This is a genomic window from Pedobacter steynii (assembly GCF_900103665.1).
Taxonomy (GTDB): domain Bacteria; phylum Bacteroidota; class Bacteroidia; order Sphingobacteriales; family Sphingobacteriaceae; genus Pedobacter; species Pedobacter steynii.
The window spans coordinates 953,063-966,956 of record NZ_FNGY01000002.1 but is presented as its reverse complement, the minus strand read 5'-3'; the positions used below and the strand labels follow the sequence as shown (position 1 = coordinate 966,956).

Sequence of the window (13,894 nt, the reverse complement as noted above, 5' to 3'; positions counted from 1 at the left end):
CTATTAGGCGCGAACCTTGTTTATTCAGTAGACAGATTCAATCATTAAAAAAACAATTATGGGCCTACTAAAATCTCTTCTCATCGGTGCCGCAGTTTATGGGGCAGTTAAATATGTCACAAAAAAAGGTGTCAATGGCAAATCTCTTGTAGATGAGCTGAAAGATCAGGCACCGGAATGGCTGGATAAGGCAAAGGAATTTGGAAACGATGTCAAACAACAGTATCGCCAAGCCACTGATCCTTATACGGAATAAGTATTTTTTCCCTGCTAATGAGCCCTGCTATAGATCAATAGCAGGGTTTTCTTTTTCATTTCTTTTTTCAGGCCCGATCAGTTGAGGATTTAATTTATACGGTTGAGTTGCAAATTTAGTCAGCTGAGTCTCTTTCCGGCTTTGGCCGGCAGGAACATTCCCTATCATTGCATCAACAAAATAAATAATCATGAAGAGCTTATTATTATCAACTGTAATGGTTTTGAGTATCGGAGCTGTTAAAGCCCAGAAGATTGAGCTGATTCCTAAAGCAGGGATTAGCATCAGCAAACAATCCATCAGCAATATGAATGGAGAGAAAAACAAAGTAGGCTTCACCGCCGGACTAGGCGTTAATTTTCAGGTGGCTAAAAGTGATTTTTCCATTCAGCCAGAGTTAAACTATGTAAGCGAGGGGACGAAGATCAAAAATGGCAACATGACCATTAAACAAAACCTGAACTACCTGGAATTGCCGGTATTGGCAAAATACAGCTTTGGACCGGTTTATGTAAATGCAGGCCCATCCATTTCCCTTCTGCTATCTGACAAAAAGAAATTAGAGTCGTTTTACGGAGGTAAAGTTCAGAAATTAGACTTTGGTATTCAGATGGGTGCAGGTGTAGCGGTTCCTGCAGGCCCTGGAAAGTTCATCGTAGACGGCAGATATGCACTCGGATTAACAGACCTCAGCAAAGCGGCTAACAAAGTTAAAAACAGAGGGATTATTGCCACGATCGGATATGCCATTCCTTTGTAAACCTTATGAATTGATTTTCTCAAAGCAGGTCGGATTGTGGGTATAACACCACAATCCGATCTGCTGTTTTCCAAAAAATATGATCATTCCTATCTTCACCTTCATCAGGATCTACCTCCAGCTCAACCTTCTGCTTAAAATGGAATTTGGGGCTTATAAACCCGGTCTTTTAAATCCGGATCCGGAGAAAAAGCTGGACCTCCTTCCTCATGAGCGGGACCGCTTATTCAACAGGATCGAAGACTGTTTCAACATTTCTTTTAGTTTTCCGGAGGAGCAAGCCATAAAAACACCTTACGACCTGATCAATGCCATCATGGAGAAAAGAATGGAAAATGGCTCGGAGTTCATCAACCATTTCCTATTTTCGGGCAGGAATACCTTGTTAAACACCAGCGATCACTCTCATTTTATGTAATTTTGGAGAATAAAAGAACATTCAGCAATACGATGAGCAAGTCAAAAGACCTATTTCCAAAACCAGTAAACAAATACCTCAGGTTTATTACGATCCCCCTGTTATTTCTGGTTTTGAATCTGTTGTCCTACCTGCTCAACCCTTATAGTGCCTATTACAAACATTATTTTAGCAGACCGGTTTTAGAGATGCTAACTGATGCCGGGCTGACCATGATTTTCTGCGGATTGATCTTTGAATTGAGTGTCCTGAATTCGGTGATGCTGGACAAAATCATTCCATGGACGGAGAAACCATTTACGCGTTTTAGCATCCAGTTACTCCTTCAGATCATCTTTGTCATCATTCTGATGGTCCTGCTGTACTTTATCGGATCTTTCATTTATACCTATGAAGAAAAACTCACCTTTGAAGAAGAACTCAACAGTCTTCAGTTTGTCTATGTATGTGTCATCATGGGCATTTTGATCAGCGCAGTAACCACGGGAAATTTTCTGTTGCAAAAATGGAAAACCACAATGATTGAAGCCACTGAACTGAAACTCAAAACAGCGGAATTTAAAGAAATTGCCATGCAGGCAGAACTGCAGTCACTGAAACTACAGCTTGATCCTCATTTTATGTTCAATAACTTCAGCACCCTTTCGGAGCTGATTTCAGAAGACCAGTTAAAAGCAGAGGTTTTTCTAAGGAACCTTTCCCGGGTATACCGGTATATGATTGTAAACCTGAATAAAAACATTGTCTCACTGGAGGAAGAACTGATTTTTGTAGATGCTTATTTATACCTGATCCGCATCAGATATGGAGAAAATGTGACGATTTCTGTGGACATTACCAATGACGACGGAAGGGGTATCCCCCCTATCACGCTGCAACTGCTGATTGAAAATGCCATTAAACACAATGCGGCAACCAAGACCAGTCCCCTGCACATCAAAATTTACAATACTGATGCACACATTGTTGTGAGTAATAACCTGCAAAGGATAAAACTGGCCATTCCTTCTGCCCGTATAGGCCTTCAAAATATCAGGAGCAGGTATGCCCTGTTATCAGAAAACCTGCCTTCTATCATAGAAGACGAAAGTTCTTTTGCAGTTTACCTACCTTTACTTCCATTATAGCTCCGCATTTTAGTTTTGCAATTTAGCTCCCGAAATATGAATATTCTAATCATTGAAGACGAAAAACCAAATGCCAACCGGCTGATCAAATTACTGGCAGAGATCAGAGAAGATGCGGTCATTACGGGCGTCCTGGCCAGTGTAGAAGAAAGTGTGAACTACCTGACACAAAATCCTCATCCCGATCTGATTATGATGGACATCAGACTCGGAGATGGATTATGCTTTGAAATATTTCCAAAAGTAGAATTACACTGCCCGGTGATTTTCACTACTGCTTACGATGAATATGCCCTCCGTGCTTTCAAAATCTACAGCCTCGCCTATTTGTTAAAACCGATAGAAAAGAATGAGCTGAAAGATGCCTTGGGTTTATACGACCATATCCTGCAAGAGAGCAATCCCAATAAAGCATTGGATCAGTTGGTAGATTACATAAAATCAAAATCTGTCATTTACCGTTCCCGCTTTCTGCTCCCCTATAAGGATGGCTACAAAACCATTCTTGTTTCTTCCATTGACTATATTTATTCCGAGCATAAGATTACCCATCTTGTGCTGGACGACAATACCGACATCATCGTTCCCTTTACGATGGACGAGCTGGAAGACCAGCTTGATCCGGTTTGTTTTTTCCGTGCCAACCGTCAGCACATGATTTTTGTGAACAGCATTCTTTCGATTCATAATTATTTTAATGGTAAATTGAAGGTGATTTTGAAGAGCAAAAGTTCCGGTGAAATCATCATCAGCAAAGAGAAGTCAGGACAATTCAAGGCCTGGCTGGACAGATAAGGAGCCAAAGTATCTTCCGGATTTCAGTTAAAGGTTTTACCGTTTCAGTTACGATTATGGTCATTTCGGTCATTTAATCAGCATAACGCGCGTGGGAGATTTTATTTTTGCATTCATTTTTAAAAGAACATAAATTATAAAAGCAATGTCTTTCCCTCCAACCCCCAAAAATCAAAAGCGATATTTACTATTATTGTCCTTGCTTTTCCCTGCAGCTCTTTTAAGCAGTTGCGGTTCGAAAGGAGCAAACGAACAGGCAGCTGGTGCAGGAGTCCCCCCTCCGGCAGAAATCCCGGTCATCAGTGTGATGGAGCAACCTGCAACTACCTTTACGGATTATTCTGCTTCGATTGAAGGAAAGGTGAATGTAGACATCCGTCCGCAGGTAGACGGTTACCTGGACAAAATATTTGTCGACGAAGGTGCCCATGTACAAGCCGGACAGCCTTTATTTAAAATCAATGACCGTGTATATCAGGAACAACTGAATACCGCCAATGCCTCGATGGAATCCGCAAAAGCGAAATTGCGTACTGCACAGATTGAAGTCGACAAAATCACCCCATTGGTAAAAAACAAAGTGGTTTCTGAGGTACAACTGAGTACTGCCCAGGCCAATTTTAGCGAAGCACAGGCGGCGGTGTCACAGGCAAAATCAACGATTGCTTCTGCAAAGATCAATATTGGTTTCTCCCTGATTAAGGCCCCTATCTCCGGCTTTATCGGTAAAATCCCTAAAAGAGTAGGTAACCTGATCAGCAAAGGTGATGCAGAACCGATGACGACCCTATCTGATACCAGAGAAGTCTATACCTATTTCGCGATGAGCGAACCTGCATTCCTGCATTTCAATGCACAGATTCCGGGATCGTCTATGACAGAAAAGTTGAAAAAACTACCTCCGGTAAGTTTAATCCTTGCCGATGGAACAACTTATCCTCAAAAAGGAAGAATCCAGATTGTAGACGGTCAGTTTGACAAGAACACGGGTTCCATTAGTTTAAGGGCAGTATTCCCTAATCCTCAGGGACTTTTACGTTCAGGTAATACCGGAAAAGTACGTTTGGAAGAAAGTCATGCGCAGGCATTGATGGTTCCTAAAGCCTCTACGATGGATGTACAGGACAAAATCTTTGTCTACTTCGTTGGACCTGGCAATAAACTGCAACGCAGGGCGATTACCGTTTCCGGAAAAAGCGGCAACAATTACCTGATCAGTGATGGCCTGAAAAAAGGAGAAACCATTGTGTTTTCAGGACTTGATGGTCTGGCTGAAGAGGCCGTGATTAAACCTAAGCCTCTGAATACGGACAGCGTTTACCGCGCACAATAATTTACATTTTAATACGAAATCAACATGTTACAATCTATTATAAGAAGGCCGGTATTGGCTACGGTAATCTCTATCCTGCTGGTCTTGCTGGGGATCGTAGGTCTGACCCGCCTTCCAATTACCCAGTTTCCCGACATCGCCCCGCCCACGGTGATGGTTTCAGGGAGTTATCCCGGAGGGAACAGTGAGGCGGTAGTCCGTTCCGTAATTACGCCTTTAGAGGAATCCATTAATGGGGTGGAAAACATGGATTATATGAAATCCTCCGCCAGTAACGATGGTTCCTTCTCTATATCTATTGTCTTTAAGCAAGGTACCAATCCTGATCAGGCTGCAGTAAACGTGCAGAACAGGGTTTCACAGATCAATAGCCAGATGCCTGCAGAGGTATTACTGGCAGGGATCAGTACGTCGAAGCAACAGAACAGTAATGTGATGTACTTCAATATTTACAGTGAAGACAAAGCGAAGTACGATGAGAAGTTCCTTCAGAACTACACCAAGATCAACCTTGTTCCTGAATTAAAAAGGATTCAGGGTGTGGGTCAGGTTCAGATCTTCGGTTCCAAAGATTACTCGATGCGGGTTTGGTTGAATCCACAGAAAATGTCGGCCAACAACCTTACTCCAGGCGAAGTAACCGCAGCGATTAATGACCAGAGTTTGGAAACTGCTCCGGGAAAGTTTGGTGAAGAATCTAAGGAAGCCATAGAATATGTTGTAAAATATAAAGGAAAGTTAAACCTTCCCGAGCAATATGAAAACCTGATCATTAAATCCAACCCGGACGGCGGAATCCTTCGTTTAAAGGATGTAGCCAGGATTGAATTTGGTGCAGCAAGTTATAGCAGTGACTCCAAAATGAACGGTAAAGATGCCGTAACGTTAGGTATCCTTCAGGCCAGTGGTTCGAATGCAAACGATATTGAAATCCAGGTCCGTAAATCACTGATTAAAGCGGAGAAATCATTTCCAAAAGGGATAAAATACGACATCTTGCAAAGTACCAAGGAAAGACTGGACGAGTCGATCAGCCAGGTAAAAACGACCCTGATTGAAGCCTTCGTACTCGTATTTATTGTGGTATTTATTTTCCTTCAGGATTTCCGCTCTACCCTGATCCCTGCAATTGCGGTTCCGGTAGCGATCATCGGTACCTTCTTCTTCCTGCAAATGATTGGTTTCACCGTCAACGTATTGACACTTTTCGCACTGGTACTGGCCATCGGGATTGTGGTCGACGATGCGATTGTGGTGGTGGAAGCCGTCCATGCCAAGATGGAAGGTACACATATGACGGCCCGTGAAGCCACGTATTCTGCGATGAGTGAGATTACAGGAGCCATTGTATCCATTACCCTGGTGATGGCCGCAGTATTCCTCCCTATCGGATTTATGGAAGGTTCATCCGGGATTTTCTATAAGCAGTTTGCCTTTACCCTGGCGATTGCGATTCTGATCTCGGCGGTAAACGCATTGACTTTAAGTCCGGCGCTATGTGCACTGTTCCTAAAAAACAACCATGCCGAAAAAGCAGGTAAAAAAGAAGGTTTCTCCAAAAGGTTCTTCAGTGCATTCAATACTTCATTCGACAGAATGACGGATAAATATATCGGAAGCCTGAAATTCCTGATCAGATTCAAATGGTTGAGTCTGGCTGGACTGGCATTGGTGACCGGTATTACGTTTTATATGATGAACACGACTCCTAAAGGATTTGTTCCAAACGAGGATGATAGTTTCATTATCTATTCCTTAACGATGCCTTCGGGTACCGGATTAGACCGGACTACGAAATTCATCAAAAGGGTCGATTCTACATTGAGAACATTTGATGCCGTGAAAAACGTAACGAGTGTATCCGGTTTCAACATCATGAGTAATTCGTCGAGTCCTGCTTATGGCCTGGGTTTCAGTAAACTGAAAGCGCCTAAAGAAAGAGGTGAAGTGCAGGATATGGACGGGGTGATCGGCCTCATTAATGCGAAAATGGCGACCTTAAAAGAAGGTACCGTAAGTGTATTCAGAATGCCTCCCGTAGCAGGTTATGGTGCGATTGGTGGTGCAGAGTTTGTATTACAGGACAGAACGGGTGGTAACCTTCAGAAATTCAGTGGGATGGCCAATGGGATTGTCGGACAGTTGTTCGGACTGGATGGTGTTGCCGTAGCCTTTACCACTTTCAAAGCAGATTATCCGCAGTTTGAACTGGAAGTAAATGATGAAAAAGCAAAACAACTGGGTGTGAGTGTAAGAGAATTGCTCAATACCATTCAGGTGTATTATGGTGGCGCACAAGCATCAGACTTTAACCGTTTCGGTAAATATTACCGGGTAAATGTGAAGGCCGATGGAATGTACAGAACCGATAAAGAATCCCTGAATATGGTGTTTGTAAAAAATGCACAGGGTAAAATGGTTCCTGCAAGTGAGCTGGTGGCCGTAAAAAGAGTATACGGACCGGAATCTGTAGACCGTTATAACCTGTTCAATTCCATCACGGTAAACGCAATTGCCAAACCGGGAGTCAGCAATGGTAAAATCATGGAGCAGATCGAAACCTTGCTGAGTGAGAAACTGCCTAACGGATACAGTTACGAATGGAACGGACTTTCCAGAGAAGAGAAATCTTCAGGTTCTCAAACCCTTTTCATTTTGAGTTTGAGTCTCCTGTTTGTTTACTTCCTGCTGGCTGCACAGTATGAAAGTTACATCTTGCCACTGGCCGTAATGCTTTCTATTCCTACGGGATTATTAGGGGTATTTATTGCCATCAAGATTGCAGGAATAGACAACAACATCTATGTACAGGTAGGATTGATTATGCTGATTGGATTGCTGGCAAAAAATGCCATTCTGATTATTGAATTTGCCTTACAGCGGAGGAAAGAAGGTATGGAGCTGATTGCTGCTGCCCTGGAAGGTTCCAGACTTCGTCTGAGACCGATCCTGATGACTTCCCTTGCTTTCGTAGCAGGTATGATCCCGCTGATGATTGCTACAGGTGGTTCGGCCATGGGTAACCGATCGATCAGTACAGGTGCTGCCGGCGGGATGCTTGCAGGGGTAGTACTCGGACTGTTTATCATTCCTGTATTATTTGTAGTCTTCCAGTCTTTACAGGAAAAAATAACCGGAAAACCGGTAGTTGAAACAAACGACGACGTCAAATCACATTAACAATGAATCACTTACATAAATTATATACCGTTACCGCCTTAGCCATCCTGATTACAGGATGCAAGGTCGGTAAGGAATATGTCCGACCGGGAATGAATCTTCCACAGCAATTCAGAACTGAAGATGCAAAAACAGATTCCAGCAGTGTCGCGGCATTGAGTACTAAGGCTTTTTTTAACGATACGGAATTGCAATTGCTGATTGACAGCGCCAATGCCCGGAATTTCGACCTGCTGATTGCCCTGAAGAATATAGAACAGGCAGATCAGACGCTTCGCGAAGCAAAGGTGAATTTCCTTCCGGAGCTGGGTTTAAACATTCAGGCAAATTCCAGTACGCCTTCTAAAAACAGCTTAAATGGCTTGAGTATCGGTCAGTTTATCGGTTCCAGATCCGTACAGGATTATAACGCTGCTTTAAACCTTTCCTGGGAAATCGGTTTCTTTGGTAAATTGAAAGGGATGAAAGCCAAGGCTTTATCAGAATACCTTCAGACACGCGAAGCTTCTAATGCGATCCGCAGCAAACTGGTATCCGGTGTAGCCATGGGTTATTACAACCTGTTGATGCTGGATGAGCAGTTACAGATTGCCAACAGAACGCTATCCCTGAACGACAGTACCCTAAGGATGACGAAATTGCAATGGGATGCCGGTTTAACGACGATATTGGCGGTTCAACAGGCAGAAGCACAGAGATTAAGTTCTGCACAACTGATCCCTTCCCTGCAACAAAGCATCAGCGTTCAGGAAAATGCACTGAGCCTGTTGACAGGAACAGTCCCTTCTTCCATTAACCGGATGAAGAAGCTGAACGAAATCGCGCCAGCTCAGCAAATGCCGACCGGTTATCCGGTTGCGCTGTTGAACAACCGTCCGGATGTAAAGGCGAGTGAATATGCACTTCGTGCCGCCAATGAATCTGTTGGTATTGCACAGGCAAGCATGTATCCATCGTTGAACATTACGGCAAATGGCGGACTCAACTCTTTCAAGGCGAGCAACTGGTTTAACATCCCCGGATCCTTATTCGGAATGGTTGCCGGATCAGTAGCGCAGCCTATCTTCCAACGCAGAAAGTTGAAAACGGCATTTGAAATTGCAAAATTAGAAAGAGAGAAGTCTGTTTTACAATTCAGACAAACGGTGCTGACAGCGGTAACTGAGGTTTCAGATGCACTGGTAAAATCAGCCCGATTAAAAGAACAGGTTGCCATTGCCGAAAATCGGGTTAACACCCTCCGCTCGGCCATAAAAAATGCGAACATGCTTTTCGGAAGCGGCATGGCAACTTATTTAGAAGTTATTCTTGCTCAGGGAAATTTACTGCAAAGTGAATTGGAGCTGAGTAATTTGAAACGTCAGCGTTTGGCTGCTGATGTAGAACTTTATACTGCACTAGGGGGCGGTATAAACGAATAAAAAACACACTGCGGGGGTCTTATTTCCAGCCTCCGCAGTATGATAAACCCACAAATTCTGCGGAAAAATTACTTGAAGTAAATCTTAAAGGTCGTCCCGATGCCCACTTCACTTTCTACTACAACCCTTCCTCCCATTGCATCAATCTGGTTCTTGGAAATGAATAAGCCCAGTCCTTTAGAATCGGGATTCCCGTTAAAGGTTTTATACATGCCGAATAATTCGGCACCATATCTATCCAGGTTCATTCCAATTCCATTGTCTGAGACCTGCAGCACCAGCTGACCTTCATGATGACAACTCAGTTCGATCAAAGGGCTGCGCTTCGGGTGACTGTACCGGATGGCATTGAAAATAAAATTCAGCAGAATACTTTCCAGATATGCGGGATTGTAATTGACCAATACATCTTCCAACACCTTGTTCACAACAACTGCCTGTTTCAGAACGATCTGGTCGTTCAGGACATTCAGCGTTTTCTCAATATACTTATTCAGGTTGAGTGGCTCTACAATAATGTTAATATTCGTCTGAATATTAACTACCTCATTTAAATTCAGCAAGGTTTCATTAAGGTTATCGGAAACTGTTTTCAAAAGTCCAATCATCTCGTTTCGTTCTTCTTCTGACTTCGTGGTATCAATTAGAACGGAAATGGACTGGATGTTACTCGTATGAGAACGAAGGTTATGAGACACGATATAAGAGAAATTCAACAAACGCTTATTTTGCTCATTCACGAGATCAAAAGAATGGTTCAGGTCTCTTTCCGCCCGTTTATTCCTGGTAATGTCAATCATAATTCCCCTTAGCAATACCGCCTTTCCCTCCTCTACAATCACATTTACAATGTCCCTTAACCAGACTACATTTCCTCCTTTGGCAATCATGCGGTACTCAAAATCATGTTGCTCCAGATTGTTGGTACAAACGGTGCAATAGTTAACCACCCAATCTCTGTCGTCCGGATGAACGTGGTCTGCCCAAAAGCTTGGAGAAGACAACCATTCTTCGGCAGTATAGCCTAAGATATCCTCCGATTTCTTACTGATAAAGGTAAAGTTAAAAGTCTCGGGATCGGCCTCCCAAACGATACCATCAATGGTATTGATTAAAGATTCTATCCGGTACTGGTACTCTTCCGCAATCAGTTCAGCTTCGATTCTGGCGGTCACGTCTTCAATAACCGTAATGTGGCTGCTTGGGGTATCCCCAACTTTCCACAATGGTGTGATCATTAAATTTACCCAGACCACCTGCCCATCTTTCCGAAGATACCTTTTTAACAGCTCAAACTCCCTGATCTTTCCTGACCTCATTTGCTGAAAGTACCTCAGGTCTTTCTTTAAATCATCCGGATGGGTTATTGACTGAAAGTTTGTATGCTGTAATTCCGCTTCCGTATAACCCAGTATTTTACAAAACTTCCCATTAATCCTCAGAAAAGCACCTGTATTGGAGTCTACTTCTGCGATGCCTATTGCGGCCTGATCAAATATCGTTTTAAACTTAATTTCGTTTTCCAGCAAGCGGGTAGCCTGTTCGTAAACCAGCAACTGTAATTCGGCAGGTTTCTTAAAAACACGGTAAACTAAAAAACCCGTAAGCGCAGCCAGCAATACGCTGAATAGCGTAGGGAAAATGATTTTTAAATATGGCTTATAGGTAGGAACAGCGGCTACATAAATCTTCCAGTCGCCATCAGGAAAATCTATTGTTTCAGAAGCCGCAACGGAAAAGTCAGAAAACAAAGGCAGAAAGAACTCTTCCTTAGCACTCACAGGGTTCCGTTTTGACAACTGAAAACGAAACCTGTTGTTCATGTGTTCATACACCCCTGCTTGCTTCAAAAATACGTCCAGCTTAATCACGACTGCAGAGAACCCCCAAAACTTGTTGTTAAAGAACAAGGGCATCCGGCCTACAATCCCCATCCCTCCCTGACGCAGCATAATGGGCCCGGCGAAATACATTTTCCGGGATTCAATGGCCTTATTGGCTTCCGCGGAAATGGTTTTGGAGTCTTTAAGGACATTCAGGTCTAATGCTTTTTCGTTCCCTTTTAAAGGATAGACATATTTAATCACGCCATCTGGCACCAGCTCAACAGCAGATAAGGTCCGGTTAGAATTGACAAGCTGTGCAGCCACAGTATCAAAATTTTTAGGAACACCATCCCCATTTATGGTGAGTCCAATAGTCAATGCAGCAGTGTAACTATTTTTAAGAGACTGATCAACATTGTGTTTCACGGAGGTCAATATCCGGGACATTTCCAGTCGCCGGTCCTCCACCACCAGGCGGTACCTTTGATTGGCAACAAAAAGGATGATCATGGTCAGGATCAGGAATACAAAGATTCCCATAGCTTTAGGCCTCCGAAACAGAATGTTTGTGGTAGCGGATAAATTCTTGTCTATATTCATTTTTTCCCAGGAAGGACTTAAATATAACAAAATTTAATTTTTACTTTTATCCAATATGATTTCCCTAGAAAATACCAAGATCCATGCTTCGTTCTCCTCCAAAGGTGGAGAGTTACAAAGTTTAAGAAGTAAAGAAACAAACCTGGAATACCTCTGGAGTGGCAATCCGGATTACTGGGGTAAATTCAGCCCGATTCTGTTCCCTATTGTTGGAGGCTTAAAAGACAATACCTATTATTATAAGGATAAAGCATTTACCCTTCCACGCCACGGCCTGGCCAGAGAGCGGGAGTTTAAAGTGAGTCAAATCTCTGAAACAGAAATTCTTTTTACCCTGGAACAGGATGAAGAAAGCCTGAAGGTATACCCATTTGAATTCCGGTTGGGACTACGCTATACCCTCTCGGGAGATATGCTAAGCTGTGCTTATGAAGTTACAAATACAGGAGATCAGGCATTATGGTTTTCTATTGGGGGGCATCCTGCTTTCGCTGTACCTTTAAGAGAGGGATTAAAATACGGCGATTACTACCTGCAGTTTAATAAAGATCATCAGCTCATTTCTAATAAGATTAAGCAGGACCTGATTGACGATGAAACAGAAACCATCGCATTAACTGATGGAAAACTTCAATTGAAACATGAATTGTTTTATGAAGATGCACTCGTTTTTAAGCGCCTGCAAAGTGATTCCATTTTCCTAAAAAGCGATGCAGATCCCCATGGTCTTGAATTTCAATTCAAGGGATTTCCTTTCTTTGGGATATGGTCTGCGAAAGATGCTGATTTCGTATGTCTGGAACCCTGGTGTGGCATCGCCGATGGCAGCCATCACCAACAAAAACTGGAAGAGAAAGAAGGTATAATGTCTTTAAATCCAAAGGAAGAATGGACCAGGCAATGGCAGGTAACCTGTTTTTAGCTGTTCCTTCCCGGTAATTCAACGATAAACTTACAGCCCTTGCCCTTTCCTTCACTCTCTGCGCGGATGGTTCCTTCATGAGCCTCCACCAGGACTTTTACGATGGAAAGCCCAAGGCCTGTAGAGTTTTCACCCCCGGTAGGTTGAGCACTTAAACGGGTGAAACGCTGATATAGTTTACTTTGATCTTCAGCGGTCAGGCCTAAACCCTGATCTTCTACTTCGATCAGAACATTGTGGTTTTCTTCTTTTACACGGACAAAAATATGGGTGCCCATGGGCGAATATTTGATAGCATTGTTGACCAGGTTGTCTACGATCTCGGTTAACTTCCCTTCGTCGGCATTCACATACAGGTCCTTTTCATAACTAAAATTTAAGGTCTGACTTTTTCTTTCTGCCAGTGGCTGGTTCATAGAAACCACATTGCTTACTAAAAATGAGGCATTCACCTTAATCAACAGCAAATGAATTTTTCCGGCTTCCATACTTCCCACCTGCAACAGCTCATCAATAATGCGAACCATATTCAGGCTGGCAATTTTTATCTGATCACAAAGGGTATCTACCATCTCCGGATTGTCTTTCTTCATCTTGATGAGGTCAGCACGTACTGGAATGGTGGTCAACGGATTTTTAAGGTCGTGGGCCGTGGTATTTAAAATCTGGTTGTGTTGGGCCAGGCTTGTTCTTGAGGCCAGTCTCAATTCAATCTGATCCATTACAATGTCCCTCAGGTCTCTCAGGATACCCTCTTCTTCAGGTGTCAGGACCCTGGGTTCTTTACCGATTACACAGAAAGTACCCAGGTTAAAGCCATCTTTAGTCCGCAATGGAACCGCAGCATAAAACTTTAAACCAAAGGAGCCTGCAACCAGGGGATTGCTCAGTGTACGGGGATCGATGGAAGCATCTTCTATCTGGTAAAGATCGTCGGCTAAAATGGTGGATGCACAAAGCCCTTCATCGCGGTCAATCTGCTGTGCTTCAGTTCCGTACTTCGACTTAAACCAAATCCTATCCGTATCCACCAGGCTCACGATCGCAATAGGTACTTTCAGTAGATTTGCCGCCAGCTTGGTTAGCCGGTCAAATGAGCCATCCGGTGGCGTGTCAAGAATATCATACCTTTTCAGGGCTTTAATTCTTTCTTCTTCTGATGAAATAATATCGATATCTATTTGAGTCGCCATTGAGATTGCCATTGTAGATATAAAGTTAGTAATGTTCCCTCTGAAAACAAATTACTATCATTT

12 protein-coding genes are annotated in these 13,894 nt (G+C 43.1%); 9 read left to right on the top strand and 3 right to left on the bottom strand.

The genetic code is table 11. From position 1 onward, the window contains the following. The first annotated feature begins 58 nt into the window (after positions 1 to 58). Positions 59 to 256: a hypothetical protein gene (locus BLQ87_RS08085; RefSeq protein ID WP_074605588.1), complete on the top strand. Its 198-nt coding sequence runs from the start codon at positions 59 to 61 to the stop codon at positions 254 to 256. A gap of 27 nt (positions 257 to 283) precedes the next feature. Here the strand turns inward: BLQ87_RS08085 and BLQ87_RS33720 are convergent, their stop codons facing one another. Next, complete coding sequence (locus BLQ87_RS33720; RefSeq protein ID WP_172664818.1) at positions 284 to 448, bottom strand: hypothetical protein; 165 nt, start codon at positions 446 to 448, stop codon at positions 284 to 286. Here BLQ87_RS33720 and BLQ87_RS08080 point away from each other — a divergent pair. The 7 genes from BLQ87_RS08080 to BLQ87_RS08050 all read left to right on the top strand — a co-directional run bounded on the left by BLQ87_RS08080 (position 447) and on the right by BLQ87_RS08050 (position 9,290). Continuing rightward, positions 447 to 1,016, top strand: a complete 570-nt coding sequence (locus tag BLQ87_RS08080) for a porin family protein (protein ID WP_074605587.1) — start codon at positions 447 to 449, stop codon at positions 1,014 to 1,016. The two genes, BLQ87_RS33720 and BLQ87_RS08080, sit on opposite strands and share 2 nt — an antisense overlap. Positions 1,017 to 1,095: 79 nt before the next feature. Beyond that, complete coding sequence (locus BLQ87_RS08075) at positions 1,096 to 1,434, top strand: hypothetical protein (RefSeq protein WP_074605586.1); 339 nt, start codon at positions 1,096 to 1,098, stop codon at positions 1,432 to 1,434. Between the two features lie 2 nt (positions 1,435 to 1,436). Further along, positions 1,437 to 2,561, top strand: a complete 1,125-nt coding sequence (locus BLQ87_RS08070) for a sensor histidine kinase (protein ID WP_143010371.1) — start codon at positions 1,437 to 1,439, stop codon at positions 2,559 to 2,561. Positions 2,562 to 2,597: 36 nt separating this feature from the next. Then, positions 2,598 to 3,356, top strand: coding sequence for a LytR/AlgR family response regulator transcription factor (locus BLQ87_RS08065; protein ID WP_074605585.1), 759 nt, complete (start codon positions 2,598 to 2,600; stop codon positions 3,354 to 3,356). Positions 3,357 to 3,501: 145 nt separating this feature from the next. Next, the gene (locus tag BLQ87_RS08060; protein WP_074605584.1) at positions 3,502 to 4,689 is read left to right on the top strand and encodes an efflux RND transporter periplasmic adaptor subunit; all 1,188 of its coding nucleotides are present in this window, start codon (positions 3,502 to 3,504) and stop codon (positions 4,687 to 4,689) included. 24 nt (positions 4,690 to 4,713) lie between these two features. Continuing rightward, complete coding sequence (locus BLQ87_RS08055; RefSeq protein ID WP_074605583.1) at positions 4,714 to 7,869, top strand: efflux RND transporter permease subunit; 3,156 nt, start codon at positions 4,714 to 4,716, stop codon at positions 7,867 to 7,869. Between the two features lie 2 nt (positions 7,870 to 7,871). Further along, positions 7,872 to 9,290, top strand: coding sequence for an efflux transporter outer membrane subunit (locus BLQ87_RS08050; protein ID WP_074605582.1), 1,419 nt, complete (start codon positions 7,872 to 7,874; stop codon positions 9,288 to 9,290). Positions 9,291 to 9,358: 68 nt separating this feature from the next. Here BLQ87_RS08050 and BLQ87_RS08045 read toward each other — a convergent pair whose 3' ends face one another. Continuing rightward, positions 9,359 to 11,656 (bottom strand): PAS domain S-box protein, encoded by a 2,298-nt coding sequence (locus BLQ87_RS08045; protein WP_172664819.1) that lies wholly within the window; start codon positions 11,654 to 11,656, stop codon positions 9,359 to 9,361. 115 nt (positions 11,657 to 11,771) lie between these two features. Between BLQ87_RS08045 and BLQ87_RS08040 the strand changes: the two genes are divergently transcribed. Continuing rightward, positions 11,772 to 12,638: an aldose 1-epimerase family protein gene (locus tag BLQ87_RS08040; protein WP_074605580.1), complete on the top strand. Its 867-nt coding sequence runs from the start codon at positions 11,772 to 11,774 to the stop codon at positions 12,636 to 12,638. Here the strand turns inward: BLQ87_RS08040 and BLQ87_RS08035 are convergent. Beyond that, positions 12,635 to 13,843 (bottom strand): GAF domain-containing sensor histidine kinase, encoded by a 1,209-nt coding sequence (locus BLQ87_RS08035; protein ID WP_245723815.1) that lies wholly within the window; start codon positions 13,841 to 13,843, stop codon positions 12,635 to 12,637. The two genes, BLQ87_RS08040 and BLQ87_RS08035, sit on opposite strands and share 4 nt — an antisense overlap. Positions 13,844 to 13,894 lie beyond the last annotated feature (51 nt).